General features: G+C 60.5%; 21 protein-coding genes. 4 read left to right on the plus strand and 17 right to left on the minus strand.

What is annotated here, in order from left to right; all coding sequences use genetic code 11:
* Window position 1: 1 nt before the first annotated feature.
* The 7 genes from mraY to mraZ all read right to left on the minus strand — a co-directional run bounded on the left by mraY (window position 2) and on the right by mraZ (window position 7,750).
* The gene (mraY, locus tag M1617_03210) at window positions 2-1,045 is read right to left on the minus strand and encodes a phospho-N-acetylmuramoyl-pentapeptide-transferase (protein ID MCL5887297.1); all 1,044 of its coding nucleotides are present in this window, start codon (window positions 1,043-1,045) and stop codon (window positions 2-4) included.
* Window positions 1,042-2,451, minus strand: a complete 1,410-nt coding sequence (locus M1617_03215; protein MCL5887298.1) for a UDP-N-acetylmuramoyl-tripeptide--D-alanyl-D-alanine ligase — start codon at window positions 2,449-2,451, stop codon at window positions 1,042-1,044. Before M1617_03215 ends, mraY begins: the two co-directional genes overlap by 4 nt.
* Entirely contained in the window at window positions 2,445-3,896 is a 1,452-nt protein-coding gene (locus M1617_03220) for a UDP-N-acetylmuramoyl-L-alanyl-D-glutamate--2,6-diaminopimelate ligase (GenBank protein ID MCL5887299.1), read from the minus strand. Before M1617_03220 ends, M1617_03215 begins: the two co-directional genes overlap by 7 nt.
* A 56-nt stretch (window positions 3,897-3,952) precedes the next feature.
* On the minus strand, window positions 3,953-5,560 hold the full coding sequence (locus M1617_03225; protein ID MCL5887300.1) for a penicillin-binding protein 2: 1,608 nt from the start codon (window positions 5,558-5,560) through the stop codon (window positions 3,953-3,955).
* A gap of 142 nt (window positions 5,561-5,702) precedes the next feature.
* Window positions 5,703-6,257, minus strand: a complete 555-nt coding sequence (locus M1617_03230) for a hypothetical protein (GenBank protein MCL5887301.1) — start codon at window positions 6,255-6,257, stop codon at window positions 5,703-5,705.
* A gap of 91 nt (window positions 6,258-6,348) precedes the next feature.
* Window positions 6,349-7,308 carry a 16S rRNA (cytosine(1402)-N(4))-methyltransferase RsmH gene (gene rsmH, locus M1617_03235; protein ID MCL5887302.1) on the minus strand — a complete coding sequence of 320 codons (960 nt, stop codon included), beginning with the start codon at window positions 7,306-7,308 and terminating at the stop codon, window positions 6,349-6,351.
* Between the two features lie 10 nt (window positions 7,309-7,318).
* On the minus strand, window positions 7,319-7,750 hold the full coding sequence (mraZ, locus tag M1617_03240; protein MCL5887303.1) for a division/cell wall cluster transcriptional repressor MraZ: 432 nt from the start codon (window positions 7,748-7,750) through the stop codon (window positions 7,319-7,321).
* A 359-nt stretch (window positions 7,751-8,109) separates the two neighbouring features.
* On the opposite strand from mraZ, the gene M1617_03245 reads away from it, so the two are divergent.
* Window positions 8,110-8,256 carry a hypothetical protein gene (locus M1617_03245; protein ID MCL5887304.1) on the plus strand — a complete coding sequence of 49 codons (147 nt, stop codon included), beginning with the start codon at window positions 8,110-8,112 and terminating at the stop codon, window positions 8,254-8,256.
* A 113-nt stretch (window positions 8,257-8,369) separates the two neighbouring features.
* On the plus strand, window positions 8,370-9,410 hold the full coding sequence (locus tag M1617_03250; GenBank protein MCL5887305.1) for a DUF4349 domain-containing protein: 1,041 nt from the start codon (window positions 8,370-8,372) through the stop codon (window positions 9,408-9,410).
* A 107-nt stretch (window positions 9,411-9,517) separates the two neighbouring features.
* Here M1617_03250 and M1617_03255 read toward each other — a convergent pair whose 3' ends face one another.
* The 9 genes from M1617_03255 to M1617_03295 all read right to left on the minus strand — a co-directional run bounded on the left by M1617_03255 (window position 9,518) and on the right by M1617_03295 (window position 19,763).
* Complete coding sequence (locus M1617_03255; protein MCL5887306.1) at window positions 9,518-9,835, minus strand: hypothetical protein; 318 nt, start codon at window positions 9,833-9,835, stop codon at window positions 9,518-9,520.
* A complete protein-coding gene (locus tag M1617_03260; protein MCL5887307.1) occupies window positions 9,832-10,776 on the minus strand; it encodes a tyrosine recombinase XerD in 945 nt (314 codons plus the stop codon). The genes M1617_03255 and M1617_03260 overlap by 4 nt, the downstream gene beginning before the upstream one ends.
* The gene (gene ald / locus M1617_03265) at window positions 10,760-11,890 is read right to left on the minus strand and encodes an alanine dehydrogenase (protein ID MCL5887308.1); all 1,131 of its coding nucleotides are present in this window, start codon (window positions 11,888-11,890) and stop codon (window positions 10,760-10,762) included. The genes M1617_03260 and ald overlap by 17 nt, the downstream gene beginning before the upstream one ends.
* Before the next feature lie 39 nt (window positions 11,891-11,929).
* Entirely contained in the window at window positions 11,930-13,033 is a 1,104-nt protein-coding gene (locus M1617_03270) for a DUF3866 family protein (GenBank protein ID MCL5887309.1), read from the minus strand.
* A 6-nt stretch (window positions 13,034-13,039) separates the two neighbouring features.
* Window positions 13,040-14,152 carry a M20/M25/M40 family metallo-hydrolase gene (locus tag M1617_03275; protein ID MCL5887310.1) on the minus strand — a complete coding sequence of 371 codons (1,113 nt, stop codon included), beginning with the start codon at window positions 14,150-14,152 and terminating at the stop codon, window positions 13,040-13,042.
* A complete protein-coding gene (locus M1617_03280) occupies window positions 14,149-15,774 on the minus strand; it encodes a CTP synthase (protein MCL5887311.1) in 1,626 nt (541 codons plus the stop codon). Before M1617_03280 ends, M1617_03275 begins: the two co-directional genes overlap by 4 nt.
* 61 nt (window positions 15,775-15,835) lie before the next feature.
* Window positions 15,836-16,762: a hypothetical protein gene (locus M1617_03285; protein ID MCL5887312.1), complete on the minus strand. Its 927-nt coding sequence runs from the start codon at window positions 16,760-16,762 to the stop codon at window positions 15,836-15,838.
* Window positions 16,759-19,128 (minus strand): hypothetical protein, encoded by a 2,370-nt coding sequence (locus tag M1617_03290; GenBank protein ID MCL5887313.1) that lies wholly within the window; start codon window positions 19,126-19,128, stop codon window positions 16,759-16,761. The genes M1617_03285 and M1617_03290 overlap by 4 nt, the downstream gene beginning before the upstream one ends.
* 128 nt (window positions 19,129-19,256) lie before the next feature.
* Window positions 19,257-19,763 (minus strand): GNAT family N-acetyltransferase, encoded by a 507-nt coding sequence (locus tag M1617_03295; GenBank protein MCL5887314.1) that lies wholly within the window; start codon window positions 19,761-19,763, stop codon window positions 19,257-19,259.
* A 118-nt stretch (window positions 19,764-19,881) separates the two neighbouring features.
* Here M1617_03295 and murJ point away from each other — a divergent pair, with 118 nt between their 5' ends.
* On the plus strand, window positions 19,882-21,453 hold the full coding sequence (murJ, locus tag M1617_03300; protein MCL5887315.1) for a murein biosynthesis integral membrane protein MurJ: 1,572 nt from the start codon (window positions 19,882-19,884) through the stop codon (window positions 21,451-21,453).
* Window positions 21,450-22,136: a glycosyltransferase family 2 protein gene (locus M1617_03305; protein ID MCL5887316.1), complete on the plus strand. Its 687-nt coding sequence runs from the start codon at window positions 21,450-21,452 to the stop codon at window positions 22,134-22,136. The genes murJ and M1617_03305 overlap by 4 nt, the downstream gene beginning before the upstream one ends.
* A gap of 34 nt (window positions 22,137-22,170) precedes the next feature.
* On the opposite strand, the gene M1617_03310 is transcribed toward M1617_03305, so the two are convergent.
* Window positions 22,171-23,019 carry a copper transporter gene (locus tag M1617_03310; GenBank protein ID MCL5887317.1) on the minus strand — a complete coding sequence of 283 codons (849 nt, stop codon included), beginning with the start codon at window positions 23,017-23,019 and terminating at the stop codon, window positions 22,171-22,173.
* Window positions 23,020-23,029 lie beyond the last annotated feature (10 nt).

A 23,029-nucleotide genomic window follows, 5' to 3' on the forward strand; every position in this document is an offset into this window, starting at 1 on the left:
GCTATCCCTTGACCGAGCCAACGAAGTACAGCGCGAACCCTGCGCCTGCCAGGATTCCCGTGACGACCCAGAATCGCACCATGACCTTGGTTTCGGACCAGCCCAACATCTCGAAGTGATGGTGTATCGGGGCCATCTTGAAGATTCGTTTGCCGGTCAGTTTGAACGACGCCACCTGGAGGATGACCGATAGTCCTTGAATGACGTAAATCCCACCGATCAACACCAGCAACAGCTCGGTCTTTGTGATTACCGCCAACGCCGCGATGCCTGCGCCGATCCCTAGGGAGCCGGTATCACCCATGAATATGTCTGCAGGATGGCTGTTGTACCACAGGAAGCCGACGCAAGCCCCTGCCACAGCTGCTGCGAGCAGTGCGATGTCTAAGCGATCCTGCCGAAACGCGATCCCGGCATATGCCATCATCACTATCGTTATCGTCCCGGCAGCAAGCCCATCGAGGCCATCGGTAAGGTTCACGGTATTGCTCGTCGCTATCATCATCAAGAAGACTAGCCCGATGTATAGCCATGGGACGATGATCCCGAATCCCCCGACCTCGAACACAGACGTGTATACGCCCAGATCAACAGAGGCATCAAGCAGCGGCAAAGCTACCCGCGAAGAAATGTCGCCCCAGTTCACCGCTGCCAACGCGAACAGCAGTGCGATGAGCGCCTGACCAGTGATTTTAGCGCGGGGAGAGAGCCCCAATGAGCGTTCCTTGGCCACCTTCGCCCAATCATCGAAAAAGCCAAGCAAGCCGCATCCAATCATCGCAGCAAGGGCCAGGAAAGAAAGCCTGCCGAAATCGCCCATCGCCACATATACAGCGAAGACTACGATGATGATCAGCACCCCGCCCATCGTTGGCGTTCCCTGCTTGACTAGATGTCCCTGTGGACCGTCTGCGCGGATCTGCTGTCCGATGTTGCGGTAGCGCAGCACCTTTATCCAAAGCGGAAAGACGACGACGCAGATCACCAGGGCCATCACAACTGCGATAAGGACTTGGTAAGTAGGATATTGGGCTATGTTGATCATTCCGGGCTCACAATCGCATCGACGATCCTCTCCAGCCCGATCACCCGTGAGGCCTTCACCAGGACTGCGTCACCCGGCGCAACACATTCAAGTACCTTCGCCGTGGCCCCAGCGATCTCATCGAATGCGAAGACCGCCGAAGGGTCCATGCCTGTAGCTCTTGCCCCATCGGCGATCCGTACTGCTCGTGGCCCAACGGTGATCAACAAGTCGATCTCCAGCTCCTTGATGGCCTCACCAATCCTGAAATGGGCAAGCTCAGTGAGCGAACCGAGCTCCGCCATGTCGCCAAGTACGGCTATGCGCCTTGTCGCTGCCCTCATCGCCGAGAGAGTCTCTATCGCAGCACGCATCGATGATGGGTTGGCATTGTAGGCGTCGTTGATGACGTGGATCCCGCCAGCTGTCATGAAAGCCTGCATCCGCATCTCTGTGATGGTCGCGCTCTGCAGTCCTGTGACGATGTCGACAGCGGGAATGCTCATGTATCCCCCGACTGCCGCGGCAGCCAACGCGTTGTAAACATTGTGGCGCCCTGGCAGTCCTAGAGTGACGTTCTCACGGGCATCGGGTGTGACCAGGTCGAAGGTCGGGCGGCTCTCTTCGTCGAGTACGATGTTCTCCGCCCGCACCTCGTTGGAGACACCCAAGCCATAGCGGATCACAGAGGCGCAGGTCCCCGAAGCAATCAGGTCGGCGTATGCGTCGTCCCCGTTCACGAAGACCGTACCCTCGCATCCGATTGAGGCCACAAGCTCAGCTTTGGCACTCGCAATCGCATCTTGACTACCAAGTATCTCGATGTGCGACGTCCCGATGTTCGTTATCAAACCGGCAGTGGGTCTGGCGATCGAAGCCAGCGTGGCTATCTGTCCTTCGCCCCTCATCGCCATCTCCAAGACGATGGCATCGGTGTCCGCCCCGGCCTCGAACAAGGTGAGCGGAACGCCCAGCTCGTTGTTGCGGTTTCCTTTGGTCGCCACCACTTTGGCGCGCTGCGATATCACGCTGTAGATGAAGTCCTTGGTTGTGGTCTTGCCCGAAGATCCGGTCACGCCAATCACCGGGCAGAACAGCCTCGCTCGATGGTGGCGAGCAAGACTCTGGACAGCACCCAGGGCATCGGCGACCTTCACGACCGTGATTCCCCGCAAACGTGCGACCTCCATCGCCGAACCAAGCTGCTCAGGCGCTTCAGTGACTAGCAGCACTCGCGCACCTGCCGAAATCGCTTCCTCGAGAAAGTCGTGGCCGTCGACTCGTTCTCCAGCGAATGCAACAAAGAGGTTGCCCGGCTCCACCTGCCGAGAATCGATCTGCAGGCCGTTGGCCATCACATCAGGATTGCCGAGGAGAATCTCCCCTGCAGTTACCTCGGCAATTAGTCCTGCAGAAAGCGTCAGCATCGGGCGCTCAGCTCCTCGAAGGCCACCTCGCGGTCGTCGAAGTGCACTGTCTTGTCGGCGAATATCTGGTAGTCCTCGTGTCCCTTGCCGGCAATCAGTACCGAGTCATTGGGGCCTGCCGTGGCCAGCGCTGACGCGATGGCCCGACGCCTGTCGACCTCGACCTGATAGGTTGCACCGCCAACAGACATGCCAGGCAGTATCTGTGCGATTATGGCATTGGGATCCTCGGTCCTCGGGTTGTCGCTTGTGATTATCGCGTGGTCCGCAACAGCCGAAGCGGCCTCCCCCATCAGCGGGCGTTTCGCGGGGTCGCGGTCTCCTCCGCATCCGAAGACGGCGATCACCCGGCCCGGAGTAACGCGCTTGATCGCCTCAAGTACCTGCCTGAGGCTATCCGGGGTGTGTGCGTAATCGACGAATACCGAGAAGGGCTGTCCAGCCGAAACCCTCTCCAAGCGACCAGGAACCTGCGTCGCATGCGCAAGCCCGGCGGCGATGTCAGCAAGCGGGATTCCAAGTGCATACGCACATCCGGCGGCAACAAGAGCGTTGCTCACGTTGTACGCGCCGGCGATGGGCAGAGTGACTGTGGCCTGTCCCGAAGGGGTTGAAAGTACGAACCGCGATGCGTCGGGCATGAGTTCGACCTCGGTGGCACGGATTACCGCATCCGCCGAAGTGCCGACGGTCAGCGGATCATCTACCGCTGCAGCAAAAGATACCCCCACCGGGTCGTCAATGTTTATGACCCGCTTTGCCACCTCCAGCTCCGTGAAAAGACGCAGCTTGACAGCCCCGTAAGCCTCCATCGAGCCGTGATAGTCGAGGTGATCCTGAGTCAGATTGGTGAATGCAGCCACTGCGAAGCTGACTGCATCGACGCGACCTAGGTCGATAGCGTGCGATGAGACCTCCATCGCAACGGCCTCGACCCCTTCGGCGGACATCTGGGCCAACAGCCTCTGAAGGTCTAGCGACTCCGGCGTGGTCCGCTCGGCGGGTATGGCGTTCTCGCGAATCCGGGTCTCTACGGTGCCGATCAGTCCTGTCGCCAGCCCGGAGTGCCGAAGGATCGAGTCCACGAGGTACGTGGTAGTGGTCTTGCCGTTTGTGCCAGTGACGCCGACAATCGAGAGCCCGCGACTAGGCGAGCCGTAGAACACAGCGGCGGCGACCGCGAGCGCCTTCCTCGCATCCGCTACCAGGATTTGCGGGACGTGTGCGAATTCGGCCAGTCGGCGAGTCACCACCAGCGCAGCTGCGCCGCGCGACACCGCCTCTCGGGCAAAATCATGTCCGTCGGACTGAAGTCCCGGTATGCAGAAGAATGCGTCTTTCGGACCCACCTTGCGCGAGTCATAAGCCAATCCCTCGACCTGGACGGCTTCGCCTGCGAGGACCTCCGCAGCGGACAAAAGGCTCATTAGATCGAAAAGCGGCATCTTCTCTCACATTCGAATCGGCAACCGTCAAATGTTAGCACTTGGAGCACTCCATTTCAGCGGTCCGCGGGGATTGTAGCCGTACCGTCATCCGACCTCGTTGCACTTGGCGGTATCCGCAGATGGGACACCGCAAAGCTGGCGATCTGTGCAAAAGTGGGGGCAGCCACAGTACCGCCGAAGATCGCTCCCGATGGTTCATCGATATTGACGAGAATCACTAGCCGAGGATCATCGACTGGCAGGAATCCGCCGAAGGAGGCGATGTACTTGCCCTCCTCGTACCCTCTACCATCGACTTTGACTTTCTGAGCGGTTCCGGTCTTTCCGGCGACCTCATATCCCTGAACTGCCGCCGATAGTCCTGTACCCGAGGTCACCACAGATGCCATAACCTCGCGCATCGTGACTGCGGTCTGTTCGCTGATAGCAACCTGTCGAGTTGCGCTGGCACTCTTGGCATCGACCCTGAAGTGCGGATTCGGGAGTCTGCCATCACTGGCGATCGCCGAGAATGCACGCGCAATCTGCAGCGGCGTCACCGAGATGCCTTGACCGAACGACACTGTTCCAAGTGTTGATGCCGACCAGTCGCTCACGCGCGGCAAGAAACCCACCGCTTCACCAGAGAAATCGATGCCGGTGGACTGGGTCAAGCCGAAGGACTGCATGGACTCGTATAGTGCATCCGAACCGAGCTCCGTACCCATCATGACAGTCCCAACGTTGCTGGACCTGGCATGAATCTCTGTAAGGCTGGCCCGCATGAATCCCCTTGGTCTCGCCTCGCCGATGGTTCGCCCGCCGACTTGGATCGTTGGAGGCAGGTCGAACATGCTTTCTGGATCGAATATCCCGGCCTCTAGGACCGCAGCAGTTGTAAGCGATTTCAGTGTTGACCCTGGCTCATAGGCATCGGTGATCGCACGATTCCTAAAGGCAGCCTGATCAGCCGATGCAAACAGGTTGGGGTCGAAGAATGGGTATGATGCCATCGCCAGGATCGCCCCCGTGTCAGGATCCATCACGATCACGTTGCCGCCCTTCGCATCCCATCTGTCGACGGCCTGCGCAAGTGCCAGCTGCGCCTGGTGCTGAATGTCCCTGTCGATCGTGAGTGTTATGTCCTCTCCGTCAACGGGTTCCTCGGCAGAGATCACAGCACCCGGTATCGGTCGGCCACCGGGATCCCTCTCGGCGATTAGCCTGCCAGGGGTACCCGCGAGTAGGTCGTCATAGTATTTCTCAAGGCCCGCCAATCCGACGTCGTCGACTCCGACGAATCCGAGTACCTGACAGGCGACTTCGGCGTGAGGATACACCCTGCGCGAGTCTCGATGGAATCCCACGCCTGCCAGCTCGAGTTCGCGTAGAGCCTCAGCTCGCTCGACATCGACCTTCCTGGCGATGTAGACGAAACCGCCCTCCCTTTGCATCCTCTCCGCATACACCGCTGGATCGCCGCCAAGAACCCGGGCTATCGCCTGCGCGGTCGATGAGGCATCTTCCACTGCGCGTGGGTCTGCGAAAACACTGAAGGCCTGAACACTTACGGCCAGGGGCTCGCCCTCCCGATCGAATATCGCACCCCGTTGCGCAGGAAGGGGGATGTCACGCGTCCGTTGCTCGGTTGCAAGTTGGGCGTAGACCGCTGCGTCAACCACTTGTAGTTGCACAAGCCGGCCCGAAATGATCAACAAAGCGATCACTATCACGCACCACAGAAACACAAACCGGCCACTATCGGCCGATTTCCTCTTTCGCTTCTGTCCCAAGATGCCTCCCGGCTTCAGATCAGATTTCGGTTCAACGCATCGACACCAGCCCGACATCACCTAAGAGCAGAGCATGCGCCTCGCCTGCTGCAAGCTCCATGACCGAACCAAGCACCCGCGCTCCGACGCCTTGCCTCTCAGCAACGTCAACGGAATCACCCGTGGCTACACCTGCTCCAACAGCGGCTCCCCCACCTTCGCTAGAATCAGCGACACTTTCGAGGCTGGCGAGGTACGTGGGGCAATCCGGAAGCGGCATTGCAAAGAAGCTGACTTCTTCGGCGCGGATCATGTTCATTGAGCCGACGGCTATCGACTCGATCCTCGATGGTGATACAAGGCTCGATCTTAGCAACTCGAGTGCCTCGGTCTCTATCTGCTCCTCACGGATCGCTGCCGAAAGGCGTGCAGTCTCAAACGTCACCTCGGCGGCCTTTGCCATTATTGTAATCCGCCCAACACCGAGTATCGCCACAATCACCATGAATGCCGAGACGATGATGAACAGGTCACGATTTCGCCTGTCGGCTTCGCGGCGTGCCGCTACGGTGCGTCGAGTCGATCGGTCACTGGGAACAACGCGCAAGCGAGGCTTCGGCGATGCTTTGGGCCGGTCATTCGCTAGTTGTCTTGCCGCCAGTCCCATCGTCTCCGGTCTCTCTCGCTTAAAGGCTTCCCTATCGGCTATCGCCGCCTGTAGGGTCCGCCAACTTCTGGGCCACCCGCATCCGCGCTGAGCGCGCACGCGGGTTCGATTCAATCTCATCTCGGCCGGGTACTATCGGCCGCTTGGTCAAGACTCGGAGTATCGGCAACTTCTGACACGCGCAGATGGGGAGCCCTTGCGGGCACTCACATGCGCTTTCTCCCTCGTTGAACAGTTGTTTCACTATCCTGTCCTCAAGCGAGTGGTAGCTGATCACCGCGATCCTTCCGTTGGGTGAGAGCCACTTCACTGCGGCTGATAAGGCGGTTTCGAGCACCTTGAGCTCGGAGTTCACTTCGATGCGAAGCGCCTGGAAGGTCCGTTTAGCGGGGTGACCTCCTGCTCTACGCGCCGAAGCTGGTATCGCCGCCTTGATCACGTCCACCAACTCTCCGGTCGTCGTCACGGGGCGGCGGGCTCGCGCGGCTACTATGAATGCTGCGATTCGCAAAGCCCACCTTTCTTCCCCGTAGTCCCGGATAATGCGGGCCAACTGTGATTCGGAGTACGTATTGACTATCTCCGCTGCTGTGACAGGCCCGCAATGATCCATCCGCATATCCAGTGGAGCATCCTCTTGATAAGTGAATCCGCGCTCAACGATGTCGAGTTGCGGTGAGGATACTCCGAGGTCGAAGAGGAATCCGTCGACCCAGGGGATCTGTGCTTCGACGAGCAAACGATCGAGTTCGCCGAAGTTCCCCTTGAGTAAAACTACCTGCTGGCCGAGGCAGAGTACGTCTGCTGCTGCTTTTAGTGCTGCCTCGTCCTGGTCTATGCCCACGAGAATCCCTGTGGGAGCTATCAACTCTGCTATCCGCTTCGCGTGTCCTGCCCCGCCTAGGGTGCAATCGACTACGATCGAACCGGGTTGCAACGATAACTGCTGCGTGACCTCGGCCAGCAAAACTGGGGTGTGCCGATATTCCATTGTCAAGTCCTCAGAGCAAGCCTGCGTCGGCGAGCTCCTGGGCGAGATCCTCGATGTTCTCGCCGCCTTCGCTGTACTGACTCCAGACCTCGGAGTCCCAAAGTTCGATCCTGTTGCCGTTCCCAGTGACTGCGACGTCCTTGGAAAGGCCCGCCCATGCCCGCAGGTTCGCAGGCAATCCGATGCGTCCTGCCGAATCGAGTTCCACCTCGACAGCTCCGGCGGTGAAGAACCTCCTCACCTTGCGCACCCTGGGCTCGAAATCCTCCTTCGCGATGAGATCTGATACGAAGCGCACATACTCATCGGCTGGATAGACGTACAGGCATTTGTCCAGACCCTTCGCAACGACGAGCTTGCCTGTCATTGCAATCCGGAAACGCGCGGGCAGGGAAACGCGTCCTTTGGAGTCCAGCGTATGCTGGTGATCACCTAAGAACATGCCGCCTTGCACCTCTTCCGCCTTGTACTTCCCTGCCGAGGATCGCCTCGGCTGATTCCATGCACTGAACTGTATACCACTGAATCCCACTTTGCAACACCTAGATGGGAAATCATCCCACCAAGCCGCTACCGAATCCCACGGGTAGCCACTTGCGCACACCGCAAGGATCCCGGGGTTCTGGAATTCCCAACTGCGAAGAACTCGATGGCGGATTGGTGCGTCATAGAGGCAGCAGGAAAGCGAGGCCACCTTGACAGCGACATACTCTGAATAAGATGGCTGGGCATATTGCCGCCGTCGAGACGTGAGAGTACAATCGGGATGGATGACAACCCATGCGTGGAGGTGACGTCTAAATGATAGCTGCTCTTTTTGGAGCGAACATCCCGGGGACCATGTGGATCACCATGTGGTGGGCTTACTTCATCGTTGTTGCTATGGGCATCGCCCTCGCCGTATACGCGGCCATCGAGATGAAGAAGCACGAAGACAGGTCTGAGTAACTCTCACAACAGATTTCGCTGCTAAGTGTCCGACGCCCTCTCTCCTGCCATGCCGGGTAGAGGGCGTTAGCATTGAGAAGCGTACTTTTGTCCCGCGAAGAGAGGAGACGACCATGGTGCGCATCCGATCGTCACTTACTGGATCTTGGGCTGCCAAGGCCCTGGTGCTCATATTGTTGTTGTCGCTAGCACTATCGGTAGCAGGGTGTGCCGCCACCCAAACCTACGACATGGCGAAAGAGGATCCATACAGCGGCGGCGCATCGGCGCCCATGGTTGAGCCCCAACCTCCTGTAGACGGAAGCACCGCGCTACAGGGTGAGATGGCGGCCCCTGGCGTCACTGAGGATCGCGCTGCTATCGGCATCGTGCCACCGCCGGGTGCCGGACCTGACGCCACGGGCATCCCACCTGAGGATCGCCTGATCGTCAGGCGTGTCGACATGCGCCTCGGGGTCGAATCGATTGAGGACGCTGTCGATTCGATCCGAGCAGCGGTCGAGAAGCAAAAAGGTGTGGTAATCGACCTCAACGTCAGCACCGATGAGGATCAGCCCGTTTGGCGTTACTCGGAGATGATGGCGCTCGAGCAGATTCCGTTGTCCGGATACGTCACGGTTCGCATTCCGGCCGACGGTCTCGAGGCTTTCCTCACAGAGATGGCCGCGGTCGGCAATGTACTGCGCGAAGTCGAGAGTCAATCGGATGTCACCCAGGAACACGTGGACCTCAGTGCCCGCCTAAAGAACCTGCAGGCCACCGAAGCTCAGCTACGTGAATTCATGACCAAGGCCAAGAATGTCACCGAGATGCTCGCTGTCGAGAAGGAGCTGTCGCGGGTTCGTGGTGAGATCGAGTCTATGCAGGCGCAGATCGCTTACCTCGAGCGCCAGGCCGCACACTCGACAGTAACCATTGAGCTTACCGGTCCCAAGCCAGTCGTACGTCCGGTCGGCCAGGATTGGGGCTTCGTTACAGCCCTTACCGAGTCAGTCAGAGCTTTCGTCGGCACCATCAACATGATTATTGTTGGAATCGGCGCAGTTGGCCCAATCGTCGTCATCATGCTGCTAGCCTGGCTGATTGCGCGACCGATCATCAACCGCAGGCGCGCGAAGCGATCCGCCGATGACGCCGAGGTGGATGCCTCTTGAGTCTGCTTAGGCCCAGGCTGAAGCTACCTATATGGGCGGCGATTGTCATACCGATCGTCGCCTATACGCTCCGCTCGATTGATAGAGGGTTCGATTTCTCGCTCGACCTACCTGATGACCTGATCGCCATCGCGGTGTGGGTCATTGGCGTCAGTCTCGTGTGGGTGATGCGGCGCACTTCCTCGGCGCCTGAAGAGGTGACGGACTCCATGGATCGCCATGACCAGGGCGAAAACTCCGCCCCCGGCGATACCCGGCAAAAGTAGAACGTCGTCGACCAGATTGAGTGCTTCTACCCCGGGTGCGCCTGCACCGGAGATCACCGTCAGCCACCCGCCGACGGCCACTCCACACGCGAACCCGAATCCCCATGTAATCGCGGAAAACAGCGCTTGCCGAAGGGGCCCTGCGCCGCTCGCCCTCATGCTCCCGCCCCCCTCGGCGACGAAGACGGCTCGCGGCGCAAAAGTCGGGCTCGCGGATGCGTCGAGAGGTACTCCTCACGGATGTGTCTCCTGTCGACATGCGTGTAGACCTGGGTCGTCGTGATGTCCACATGCCCGAGTAGCTCCTGCAGGACTCTCAAGTCCGCGCCGCCTCCAAGCATGTGCGTTGCGTAGGAGTGCCGAAGTGTGTGCGGGTGCAGGTTGTCCAACCCTATGGCCCTACCGTACCGCTTCACGATCGCGAATACTGACTGCCGAGAAATCCGTCCGCCTCGGAAGTTGAGGAACGCCGCATCAGTGGTCCGCAGCGAGCCAGCCTTCCCCGACAGCAGGAGGCGCCCGTGGGACAGATACTCCTCGAGCGCCCGAGCAGCCGCACCGCCGAGAGGGACATCCCGCTCCTTGGAGTTCTTGCCGAAGACCCGCATGAATCCTTCGGTCAAGTCGATCGCGGACATGTCCAGGCCGACAAGCTCGCTGACGCGGATTCCGCAGCCGTAAAGGACCTCAAGGATGGCGCGGTCTCGTCGACCGCGAGCATCAAGCGGGAATGGCTGCGAGAGTAGCTGCTCCGCCTGTTCGATGCTGATGACATCGGGCAACTTCTGAGGGACCTTGGGCAACGGGATCGCCTCGGTAGGGCAGTTCTTGGTGATGCCCTCGCGCACGAGGAACCTGTGGAAGCTCTTGATCGCCGCCATCTGGCGCTCGATGGTGCTGGGCGCATACCCGCAAGCTCGGAGCTCACGAAGATACGCAAGCGTGTCGTCGGCGGTCACCGCATCGACCTCAGGAGCTGAGCGCGCGCTGAGAAACTCAAGGTAGCGGGCGACATCTCGGCGATATGCATCCAAGGTATGCCGAGACGCGCCGCGCTCTACCGCAAGATATGCGATGAACTCATCAGCTTGCTGTTGCACTCCCGACCATCTCCGAAAGAGGGGTGAACTCCAGTCCATGCGCCTGGGCAACTGGCTCGTAGGTCACGGCGCCGTCGATGATGTTGACGCCCTTGGCGAGCGACGCGTCATCGAGCACGGCCTGTTTCCATCCCTTGTTGGCGATCGCAAGACCCTGACGCAGCGTGGCGTTGGTCAGGCCGAGCGTGGAGGTGTGAGGCACTGCGCCGGGCATGTTGGCAACGCCGTAGTGCAGGACGCCGTCGACCACGAAGGTGGGGTCGGCGTGTGTGGTGGGCTTGGTAGTCTCGATGCATCCACCCTGATCGACCGAGACATCGACGATGACGGCTCCGGTCCGCATGGTCGAGAGCATGTCGCGCGTCACGAGGAACGGCGTCTTGGCACCGACCAACAAGACCGCGCCAATCACGAGGTCGGCCTCGCCTATGACCTGCGATACGTTGAGCTTGCTCGAGAACATCGTCCGGACACGGTTGCCCCAGATCTCATCGAGATAGCGAAGGCGATCTAGGTTGACGTCCATGATGGTGACATCGGCGCCCATTCCCATCGCGACATAAGCTGCGTTCGTTCCCACAACACCGCCACCAAGCACGACCACCTTGGCGGGCAGCACACCGGGGATGCCTCCCATTAGTACTCCCCTGCCACCATTGGGCTTCTGGAGGTACGCTGCTCCGACTTGCGCAGCCATGCGTCCTGCGACCTCTGACATCGGGGCGAGAAGCGGCAGCGAGCGATTGGGGAGCTCGACTGTCTCGTACGCTATGCACACGGCCTTGGATTTGATCAGTCCTGCGGTCTGAGGAAGATCCGGAGCTAGGTGCAGGAAGGTATAGAGTATCTGACCCGGCCGAAGCTTCTCGATCTCCTCGGCTTGGGGCTCTTTGACCTTGACGATCATGTCGGCGCGAGCAAAGACCTCGTCGGCCGATGGGACCATCTGCGCCCCGGCTGCGGAGTACTCAGTGTCGCCGAAAGTCGATCCGACGCCTGCGCCCGCCTCAACCAGCACACTATGCCCGTGCGCCACGAATTCGGCTACGGCGCCGGGGGTCAGTCCGACCCTGAACTCGTTGTTTTTGATCTCCTTGGGGACTCCAACTATCACTTCCGTGCCTCCCTGTCCTTATGCGGATGCGCGCCGACCTCAAGCAAACGTTGTGGCATCGACACCCTTGCCAATCACAAAATCAGCGCACGCAGCTCCAGCTGCGAACGCTGCTAAGAAGAACGTTGGGTCGTCCTCGATTCCGCGACCCATCGACCTGACTTCCACGCCATGCATCGGAACTTCTGCAGATCCTCGTGCATCGTACCTTACATGCCTGTCCCACACACCCGCTCGCACGAGCGCATCCTCGACACGCGCACTCTCGTCCTCGGGAAGCGCCGGAACCGGCACGACCGCTCGGGCCAGTGCGACCGCCGAGAGCGCAGTGAGCGTATGGTGGCTCACGCCACGGTGACGCTCGCGCTTATCTGCAAAAGATAGCCGCAGGACGGCGACCGGTCGGCCTTTGAGCACAGCAACGGCATTGATGGCCTCACCCTGGGCGACACCTCCGTGCCCGAACGGGGTGGCGGTTCCCACAACTCCGGGCCCGATGCCGACAATCGCGATATCAGCGCTGCACACGTGCCGAGCGGCAAGCAGGGCCGAGTACAGGTTGACCGACTCGACACCGCCGCCGAATGCTTGCCCGCAGGTCACGGTCGCATCGATCAAACCTGCCGAGACGGAAGCGTCCATCACCTTGGATAGCGCTAGGGGCAAGGCCGCCTGGTCGGTCATCACGTAGCAGATCCGCAGTGTAGGGTCCGCTGCTTTGATCGCAGCAGCCACTAGCGGGACCTGACTGTGGAGGCCACAGCAAGCGACCGGCATCCCACCCACATCGGTCGCGGACGCCATGATCGGATGATGAGGGCTCGCTGGCTCCTCGGCGGCAAGTACATCGTGCTGTAGCGGGGTATATCGCAGCTTGATGATGTGTCCGCCCGAATCGTCGGCATGAGCGACGCCTGTGGTCGTAGAGCCGCGCGCCACGACGAAGTGGTCGCCGGCGGTACCGAGTTCGAGATCCTCGGCGATGGTGTTGAGCAGCACTCTCTCCCCTGCCTCGCAACCGCCCGTCAGGCGCGGATAGCAGATTGCCCGACCCGTCGCGCCTGAGTCCAGCTCCACGCCCAGCCGCTCAATCGACGCCGAGCTGCTCCTGACGTCTGTGACTCGACCCCACTCAAGGCGCATAACAGCCTAACCCTTCGCCATGCGCGCGATGACTGCCGAGACAATTTCCGCCACGCCATCGATGTCTTTGATCGCGATGTGCTCGTCAATCGAGTGCGCATCTTGCATCCCGCAGCCCAGAACGAAGGTGGGCACGCCTGCGGCCGCAAAGATATTGCCGTCGCTGCCGCCACCGGTCATGAAGGTCGTGGGCGTGAATCCTGCGTCCCGGCAAGCATCGCTCACTAGCTTGAGCTCGGCGGAATCATCGGCGACAACAAATCCGTCGTACTCCAGTGACCATTCGATCTCAACGATGCCGCCGAAGGCCTCGGCTGCCTCGCGCATCGCGCGATCCATTGCAGCCCTGACCTCCTCGGCTCTGGTCCTGACAAGCGACCTGCACTCACCGGTAACGGTAGCCAGCGCGGGGACGACGTTGGTAGCGGTTCCGCCTTCGATTGTGCCGATGTTAGCTGTGGTGTGCTCATCGATGCGCCCGAGCTGCATCACCGACACGGCCTGTGCGGCCATCTCCAGCGCCGAGCGTCCCTTCTCGGGGGCGATCCCTGCGTGTGAGGCAACACCAACGAAGCGGGCCGCAAAGGTGTGATGGGTCGGAGCTCCCACGACAATGGACCCCGGATCGCCAGCTGCGTCCAGGACCAAACATACGTCGCCATCGAAGGCGTGCGGCGGTAGCGCTTTGGCGCCAGCGAGACCCGACTCCTCGGCGGTTGTGAGGACCACTTTGAGGTTCGGTCGCTGGCCCGTTTGCCTGACAGCTCTAGCCGCAGCGACGAGGATCGCGGTGATCCCGGCTTTGTCGTCGGCACCGAGCACGGTGGATCCTTCGGAGCGGACAATGCCATCTTCGACCACCGGGATGACGCCTGTGCAAGGGTCGACGCAATCGAGATGCGCCGAGAGGATCAGTGTCGCGTCGCACTCCACTCCGGGCAGAGTCGCAATGAGGTTGCCGGTATCCGAGCCGGTTACGCTAGCGCTGTCATCGATCTCGACAGTGAACCCAAGCTCGGCAAGAGCCGCGGCGCACCAGGCGCAGACTTGCGACTCGCGGCGGGTCGGACTATCGATGCGCACGAGGTCGAGGAAGATGTCGAGCGAGTCACCCTTCACTCGCTGACGGCCTTGCGTTGCTCGCGGAAGCGCTTGGCGGCCCCGACGAAATCGCGGAAAACCGGCGATGGCGAAAGCGGACGACTCTTGAACTCGGGGTGTCCCTGGATGCCGAGGAACCACGGGTGATCGGCAAGCTCTACGATCTCGACCAGGCGGTCGTCGGGAGAGACCCCGCTGATTACCAGGCCTTTTGTAGTCAAAGCCTCACGATAGGAGTTGTTGAACTCATATCGATGCCTGTGGCGCTCGTATACCAGCAGCTCACCCCCGTAGGCGGCGGCGGCTTTTGATCCTGGCTTGAGCTTGCACGGATAGGTGCCAAGTCGCATCGTTCCGCCAGCATCGGTAACGCCGTGCTGGTCGAGCATCAGGTCGATCACGGGGTGCTCCGTCACAGGGTCGAACTCGCTGGAGTTAGCGGAAGCCAGTCCGGCAACGTTGCGTGCGAACTCGGCAACTGCCACCTGCATTCCCAGACAGATGCCCAGATAGGGCACCTCTTTGGTGCGTGCGAAGCGAGCTGCTCGAATCTTGCCTTCGATCCCGCGGATGCCGAAGCCACCGGGGACCAGGATGGCGTCAAAGTCAGCCAGCGCCGCTTCGACTTCCTCGGGAGTGAGTGACTCGGCGTCGATCCAATGCACCCGGATCTTGCTTTGATGGAAGTTCCCGGCATGATCAAGGGCCTCTGTCACCGAAAGATACGCATCGGGGAGCGAGACGTACTTGCCAACCAGCGCTATGGATACTTCGGAGTCGCAGGTCCTGGAGCGCTCCACGTAGCCGGTCCAGTCGGCGAGGTCCAGCTCCCCGCACTGAAGGCCGAGGCGATCGATAACCATCTCATCGAGCTTCTCCGCCGAGAGATTCAGGGGGACTTCATAGATACTGCCCGCATCGAGTGCTTCGACGACGGCCTCGGGATCCACGTCACAGAAGAGCGCGATCTTCCGGCGGGTCGACTCGTCGAGTGAGCGGTTCGACCGACACACGATGAGGTCCGGCTGGATACCGATACTTCGAAGCTGCTGCACTGAGTGCTGGGTGGGCTTGGTTTTGAGTTCCTGGCTCGCATCGATCCAGGGAATTAGGGTCACATGGATGAAGCAAACGTTCGCTCTTCCCAGATCGCGTCGGAACTGGCGGATGGCTTCAAGGAACGGCAGGGATTCGATATCGCCCACGGTTCCACCGACCTCGGTGATTACGACATCGGGTGCAGTGTCTCCGGTGATTCTGAGGATGCGGTCCTTGATCTCATTGGTGACGTGCGGGATGACCTGCACTGTGGCTCCCAAAAAGTCACCTCGGCGTTCACGGTCGATGATCGACTGATAGATGCGGCCAGCGGTGACGCTGCAATCGCGCGTAAGCGACTCGTCGATGAACCGCTCGTAGTGACCAAGATCGAGGTCGGTCTCGCCGCCATCTTCAGTTACGAAGACCTCGCCGTGCTGAAATGGACTCATGGTCCCGGGATCGACGTTTAGGTAGGGGTCGAACTTTTGGATCGTGACCTTGAGTCCCCTCGACTTGAGTAGTCGCCCCAAAGAGGCCGCCGTGATCCCCTTTCCAAGAGAAGATACGACTCCGCCCGTCACGAAAACATGCTTTGCCATGGGTTCCTCTCTGCCTTGTGTGGATGTGGATTCTATAGGCTCACTATACCGCTAATGGCCGTCATTTTCGTCCCCAGGAATCAACTCGTGACAAAATCGTGTTCGCTTCAATGAGCCTCGTGTACGAGACCTTCTCGGAAAGAGCGTTGGCGGCGACCAGAAGGATCGCGGCAACCCCCAGCGTCGGCAAGGACGACCCGAGCGCGAGCATCAAACCAACCAGTGCGCCTGCGGCATTGGCGCCTGCGTCACCGAGCATTCCCTCCTCGGCCAGGTCGTAGCGCGCCACGGCAACCGCGGGGCCGAGCAACCAGAGCAATGCCGAAGCCGCAGAAGCCAGCGTCGCTGCGATGCCGCCGAACACGGGAAGCGCGATAGCGAGCACTCCCAAGCAGCTCATCAGCGCGTAGCCCTTGAGCGCCCGGCCCGGACGGAGGTCCAGCAGATTGAGAAGATTGGCCGAAAGTGCAATCACGATGGTCGACAGTAGAGCCACGCCAAAGTATTCGATTCCGGCAAAGCCCCTCAGGTCTGCGATCGCGAAGCCCGCCAGCAGCGAGACGAAGCCGATCCCGAGCGCCTTCAGCGCACCAGTGGTCAACCTGCCTTTCGCAAGTGTCCTGAAGTGACCCTTGAAGCCCTTCGCCGAAGACGACCCAAAAACATCGTCGATTAAGCCGAAGAGGAACGCCCCGACGACCACCGCTACCGCTATCATCGCTGGATGCGCATCTTGGCCGCCAAACGGTGCGATCGCGATCTCGATACCCGAGAGACGCTGGAGGGCCACAGCCAGGGAGAGCGCGGTCGCCCAGAACACCCATACGACTCCCAGCCCGACGAACACCTCGGTTTTTCGGTAGTTCTCGGCCTTCATGCGCGAGTCACGCAGCGCAGGCAACAGCAGTCGCATGCCTGCATGCGACGCACCCCAGCCGCCCGCAAGCGCAAATGCGAGAGCAAGTGCGATGCTCGGGGCGTCCGTCACTTCTCGGCCGCTGGTTCTGGCTCAACGGAATCGCCAACCATCGCCGACCGAGCGATCATCAGCTGGAGTATCCCTAGACCCACGTACACCGTCATCAGGGCCGGGATGACGATCCCCGAGTCCTCGGTGAAGTAGGCTACACCGCCAGCGATGAGCACCGCAGCCAGCGCCGCTGAGAAGGCCGGGTTGCGAGCTAGGGTGTCCGAGAAGTCCCCTTGGGGGCGCCATCTCATGTATCCCAGGAAGAGCAGCACGCCAGCAAGCACGAACGACCAGTTGGTGGTTGTGAGCACTCGGATGTTGGTGGCGATCTTGCGCTCGGCGATCGTGACGAGCTCCTGGATGCCACCTTCGCGTGCGCTCTCGACTGCCCGTCCGAGATGGGTCTGCGCTCCATCCTGTGTGCCCAGGTCGATGACGATGAATGCACCCAGCATGATAGCGGTCACCAAGATAATCCCGACGACCATTCGCCAGTCCACTCGGATATTGTTCGCCAGCGCCCAGAAGACGACTGCGCCGACCAATCCCCACAGTGCCACGGCGACGTTGGCCCCGAATATCGGGGCCGCAGCTGTGAGTACAGCAACGACGCCGATAGGCAGAATCGCCCATTTGCGAACGATCGCGGCGACCTTGTTGGTGCGGAACTCATCTAAGATGAGGCCCAGTCCGACTAGTAGCGAGCCCATCATGATTGCAGCGCCTTCGTTGCCCATGCCGTAGTAGCGGGCAGCCACAAGCGGCGAGAAGTTCAATATCCCTGTGAAGGACCATGGACCCCCCATCCACTGGTCGACTAAAAGAAGCGTCGCGGTCGAAAGAGATACTATGCCGAGCGGCAGTCGGAAGGATCTCCCTAGCGACAGAATCGCCGCTAGCGCCCAGATCGCCAGTGTGGCTCCAACAAAGTACTGCGTCGCAGCGGCTTCCGATCCTGGGGTAAGCCCCACCGCGAACATCGCCGTTGACGCCAGCGGAACGGCTGCCACAAACAGCAATCCAGGGTGCGTGATCTTCACCATCAACTGCCGAAGGGCCGTCGGCCACCTCCCCATCCTGAACAAGACGAGCACGCTCGCAGCAAAGATCAGCATCGTGATTACGATGAACGTATTGATCGTCGACGGTCTGGCTGCTTCGATCGATACAGCAATCGCATTCTGCTCGGTTAGCGCCGGAATCCTCTCCGCTGTCGCTATCGCATCTGAAGCCACCATAGGATTGCCGAGGAACGAGACCGGCTTGTCCAATGCAAGCCAGTCCACCGTTGTGGCGGCGATATCCAAGTTCGTGACCAACCCGTCCTGCCTGGTGGAGGATGAGCTCAGTGTGCCCGAAAGCGTGGGGTCGCCGGGCGAGTAGGCCACGATCGGCGTGAACGGTGCGGGGCCCTCCAGCGGAGCCTTCGCAGAGGTTCCAATGACCATGAGTCTTGCACCCTCGGGCATCTCCTCGGCGGTCAGACGTACGATGGAGTCCAGCGAGGCCAGAGCCTTATCGCGATGGGATGCCGCTACCATCGGAGCGAAATCACGCGCGGATACCTCTGCCCGGGCAAGGTCGCCGGGGTCGATGACCAAAAGCGATGGGCCGCCGACGCGCTGAAGTGCGAGGATCGCGTCAGTGATCGTGCCGGTGTAGCGATCCAGGTCCGCAGTCACTCCCAGCGGAGCTGCTAAGTCTGCCTTCAGGAGACGCTGCGAGACATCACCGAATCTGACTCTGCCCTGCGAGTCCATGGCCACAAGCGCGGCCGGTCTCATCAGGTCAGCGGGCTCAGGGCCGGGGCCTAAATCGGAGTTACCCACCGCAGCGGTGCTGCCACCCGCCCTGACCACAGCATCACCAAGCGCACCGATCCGTATGTCCAGGGTCGGGACCAAGTCATTGAGCCACTGGGTCCTTGGCAGTCCGAGAAAGACGACAGACGCCGTGTCCGGAGCCGATCCCATGACCCTCTCGTAGACTTCACCAGCCACCCCGGCGGGGGTGATCTCGTCGGTGCTGTGTGCTCTGGTCGCACGAAAATCCGAATCCGCCCAGCTGCCCGACGAGTAAGTGAGTGCGGCTTGATCCAAGTCATCCCGCCGAAGCGCCAGCCTGTTGCGGCTAGCCGTGTTCATGTTAGCGACCGCACCACGATCGCGGATCTCGCGAAGGAATGGGGCCTGATCGCTCTCGAAGTCATCCCACGTCAAGTGAGGGGCCAGCACCAGCACCACCATCGGGTCGGCGGGTCGGGCTTCCTCAGCAGTCAGCGGAAGTGGCGCGGAGCCGAACAGCAGAAGCGCCGAAAGGGCTACCAGGAGCACCCTGAAGTGCGTCTTGCGACCACGGCGAAATTTCGATGTGGGGCTCTGCATGCGAAAAATGTCCTGTCGGAACTGGGTGTCTGGCCATCGGGCGGATTTTCCCGCCTGATGCAGTATATCGTGATTGCGGGTCGATTTCAGCGCCGAGGGCGGGGGTCGGGTCGACCGGACCGCAGTCCTCAATCGCCTCGCAGGTCCAACTCTCTCAACAGCACCTTGTACGTGAGCGCACTTCTCGTCTTGAATATCCTCAGACCACGACTCTCGTAAAGGCGCTGAGCGGACTCCTCGGAAGGTACGTTCGACGTCAGAAGACGCAGATAAAGTACGTCGCGCGCCTTGGCCTGCGATATCACGTAGTCGAGCAGTCGGGCGCCGGCGCCAGCTCCCCTGGCCTGCGGAGCCACACAGAAATACCAGACCCACAACGCCTCTTCGTGATCCTTCTTCCTTCGGTAAAGCCCGATAGTACCAATGATTTCCTGAGTTGAGTCATCCAGGGCCACCCATACATCTGGGCGCTCAGACAAGCGAAGCAACCGCTTCCACAGCCGACCCAGCACTGGAAGCGGTTGCGATTCGGCAACGTACAGGCATGAGTTCCACCAGCCTTCGGCTCCGAAGACCTCGATCACCAGAGCCTTGACCTTGGGCGCCATCGAAGCGTCCATTCGCTCAATCCTCACTTATGCTCCTTACGACGTGATGCTGGGCTACAATGGACGACGTCCGTACGCCCCTTAGTATACAGTACCCTGGGAGGTTGCAATCTCAACGCCCACCGTCGCTCGGTCTACAGCGATCATGACCGTCTCAACCGCTTTATCCCGAGTCACCGGATTCATCCGTGTGTGGGTGACGGCGTATGCTTTGGGAGTCACCGCGCTGGCCGCCTCCTACCACGTCGCCAACAACATCCCCAACATGGTCTTCGAACTGGTTGCCGGCGGAATCATCTCCTCCCTATTCATTCCCGTTTTCATGGAGCGATGGAAGCAGGATAGCGAAGAAGACGCTTGGCGCTACGCCAGCTCGCTGTTCAACATCACACTCATCGCACTTGGAATCATCGCTGTTCTTGCGACCGTGTTCGCCAGCGAGGTAGTGCGAACCCAGACCTTCAGGATCGATCCTCAAGATGCTGAGCTAGCCGTCTTTTTCTTCCAGGTCTTCGCCGTGCAGATCGTTTTTTACGGTGCTGGCGCGATCATCTCGGGACTCCTCAACGCCCATCGTGACTTTTTGTGGCCCGCACTCGGCCCTGTCTTCAACAACCTGACGGTGATCGTCACCCTGTTGCTCTACGTATACTTCTCCGCCGAAGATCCACTCCTGGCCAAGTGGGTGCTTGCTGTGGGCACCACGCTCGGAGTGCTGGTGATGTTCGCAGTCCAGATCCCGAGCCTGATCAAACTGAGGCCCCGGTACTCCTTCCGAATCGACCTACGTCACCCGGGATTGCAAGCCATGGGTCGCATGGCTGTCCCAACGATCATCTACGTCGTAACCAACATCGTGGCCGTATCGTTTCGCAACGCCTACGCTTTCGACGTCTCACTCGAAGGCCCAGCGATCCTTAGTTACGCGTGGATGTTCTATCAGCTCCCCTACGGAGTGCTCGCCGTATCGCTCGCCACCGCATTCTTCACCGAGCTCTCCGATGCCGCCGGCCGCAAAGACGACGAAGTCTTCCGCAAGAGGTTCGCCAAAGGCCTTTCGGCGACAGCGGTACTCGTGATTCCTTCGGCGGCGATGCTGATCGCCCTGGCCACACCGCTCATCACCCTCTACCGCGCTGGAAGATTCCTTGCCGAGGACATCGAGCGCGTCGCCCAGGTTCTGCAGTGGTGGGCTGCGGGCCTCTTCTTCTTCGCAGCGTTCATGTTCGTCCTGAAAGCGTTCTACTCCCTCAAGGACACGCGCACACCGATGCTCGTGAACCTTGTGCTCACGGTGCCGCACATTGGTCTCTACGCCATCTTGACGACCGGGGCTCTTGGGTTCCCTGGCATCGGGCTTGTGGGGATCCCGATCTCTGATGCTCTGTTCTTCGCTTCCGCCTTCGTCGTTTTGATCTACCTACTGCGGCGCAAGATCGGTGCCTTTGGCGGCAATGCGCTCGTTCGCACCATTGCCGGGATGACGCTGGCCTCAGTCGTGGGCGGTGGTATCGCTGCTGGCATTGCGTACCTAGTGCCCAATCCCGACTACTCGATGAAGATCGCACTCGCGACAGTGGTGGTTGCCGGAGCCTTCGGATTGCTGGCAACCTGGGGTGTAGCAAGATTGCTGAGGATCCAGGAGGTTTCAGTGGCCGTGAACCTGGTGCGTAAGGCTGTCGCAGTGGTTACTGGACGCAAGAGGTCGCAACAATGAGATCCCTCGCACTCGTCCCCGCCTTCAACGAAGGGTCGCGCATCGGCTCCACGGTACGGGCCATCCTCCAAAGTGATGCGGTAGATGAGGTGCTCGTGATCGACGATGGCTCCGCCGATGACACAGCGATGCAGGCCGAGGCTGCTGGAGCCCGTGTGCTCAGGCTGGATTCGAATGCCGGGAAGGGTGGAGCCCTCCAGGCCGGACTCGATAGCCTGGCCGAGCTTCCCGAGGTAGTCGCGTTGCTCGACGCAGACCTAGAGGAAAGCGCCAATCAAGTAGCGCTTCTCATGCAACCGATTGCCGACGGCACCGCCGACATGTCGATCGCAAGCTTCCCAAGACCTGCGGGCAAGGCCGGATTCGGGCTCGTGATGGGGCTCGCACGATTCGGCATACGCACGCTGGGGGGTCCGCTGGATGCCACTGCTCCCCTCTCCGGGCAGCGAGTGCTCAACAGGCGTGCGCTGGAGGCTGTGGGGCCATTCGCCTCTGGTTACGGCGTCGAGGTGGCTCTAACTATAAGAGCGCTTCGCCACGGACTCGCCGTAGTCGAGGTCCCGACCACGATGCGACACGCCGCGACTGGTCGCAACATAGCAGGTTTCCTGCACCGAGGGCGACAGTTCGTCCACGTGACGGCCGCACTCTTTCGACTGGCACTTGAGCGGCGACCGCGCTAGATGGGCACTCATGCTATCAGGCCCGAAGCGCCCCTCACTGCGTTGCAACGATAGGGAACCTGCCGTCGGCTTCATCCAGAAGCCCGAAATGCCCCTGGGCCTGCTGCGCCAACACCATGACGACCGAGTAGGCACCCTGCGGCGTGTCTACATGGTCCACAGCGGATAAGCCTCCCTCGACGGCGGCTAAGACGAGGCCTGCTCTAGCGGTGGTACCCTCGACACCCAAGACAGCAACGCCTCGGGCAGCAAGTTGCACACCAAGCTCAACAGCTAAGGCGTCCGGCCCGTCCTCCCAAGATGCCATCACTGCCAGGCCTCGAACTCCGACGTCATCGGGAAGGACTTCGCCACCCAGGACACCCAGTTCTCGCAAAGCATCCGAGACGGGCCTGGGCCCGGTAGTGGATAGTTCGGCGGCGAGCGAGGTAATCACCGAGGCTCTCAGGTCGGTCGTCGTGGGCGGAAACAGGGTGGCTACCGCCTCAAGTGTCTGAGTCTCGTCCAGGGAGAATCCTGGCTCGCTTATAGCAACCCGAAGCGGCTGGCCTCCGGCTTCGAGTACTGCATCCACTGTCGCCGAGTATGCGTCCTCGTTTTGTCCCTCTGCGATCAAGATCGCTACGGTTGCGCCATCGAGTCTGCCTCCTACTAGCGTTGGGAGTGCGCTGTCGATGAACTCCGCGTGGGCATCGTTGTCCTGGGACAGTCGACTGTTGGCCTCGGACAGGGCGGCGAAGTCCTTCTGCAGCCCCGCAACCAGAGCCTCGCGCTGCCTGTCGAGGACCCCTCGCTCGGCAACGACGGTGCCCAGCAAAAGTCCCACCGTGAGCGCCAAGAAGACTGCCACAAGTGAGGCGACGTGATAGCGAAGGTTGTACATTGCGAAAACC

The organism is Actinomycetota bacterium (assembly GCA_023488435.1).
GTDB lineage: Bacteria > Actinomycetota > Coriobacteriia > Anaerosomatales > UBA912 > UBA912.

Coding starts and splice junctions, on each gene's coding strand:
- M1617_03220 (MCL5887299.1), bottom strand. CDS start 3,896: ATGCCGCTTTTCGATCTAATGAGCCTTTTGTCCGCTGCGGAGGTCCTC.
- murJ (MCL5887315.1), top strand. CDS start 19,882: ATGACCGTCTCAACCGCTTTATCCCGAGTCACCGGATTCATCCGTGTG.
- rsmH (MCL5887302.1), bottom strand. CDS start 7,308: ATGGAATATCGGCACACCCCAGTTTTGCTGGCCGAGGTCACGCAGCAG.
- M1617_03290 (MCL5887313.1), bottom strand. CDS start 19,128: ATGCAGAGCCCCACATCGAAATTTCGCCGTGGTCGCAAGACGCACTTC.
- M1617_03245 (MCL5887304.1), top strand. CDS start 8,110: ATGATAGCTGCTCTTTTTGGAGCGAACATCCCGGGGACCATGTGGATC.
- M1617_03270 (MCL5887309.1), bottom strand. CDS start 13,033: ATGCGCCTTGAGTGGGGTCGAGTCACAGACGTCAGGAGCAGCTCGGCG.
- M1617_03250 (MCL5887305.1), top strand. CDS start 8,370: ATGGTGCGCATCCGATCGTCACTTACTGGATCTTGGGCTGCCAAGGCC.
- M1617_03255 (MCL5887306.1), bottom strand. CDS start 9,835: ATGAGGGCGAGCGGCGCAGGGCCCCTTCGGCAAGCGCTGTTTTCCGCG.
- M1617_03215 (MCL5887298.1), bottom strand. CDS start 2,451: ATGCTGACGCTTTCTGCAGGACTAATTGCCGAGGTAACTGCAGGGGAG.
- mraZ (MCL5887303.1), bottom strand. CDS start 7,750: ATGTTCTTAGGTGATCACCAGCATACGCTGGACTCCAAAGGACGCGTT.
- M1617_03310 (MCL5887317.1), bottom strand. CDS start 23,019: ATGTACAACCTTCGCTATCACGTCGCCTCACTTGTGGCAGTCTTCTTG.
- mraY (MCL5887297.1), bottom strand. CDS start 1,045: ATGATCAACATAGCCCAATATCCTACTTACCAAGTCCTTATCGCAGTT.
- M1617_03305 (MCL5887316.1), top strand. CDS start 21,450: ATGAGATCCCTCGCACTCGTCCCCGCCTTCAACGAAGGGTCGCGCATC.
- M1617_03280 (MCL5887311.1), bottom strand. CDS start 15,774: ATGGCAAAGCATGTTTTCGTGACGGGCGGAGTCGTATCTTCTCTTGGA.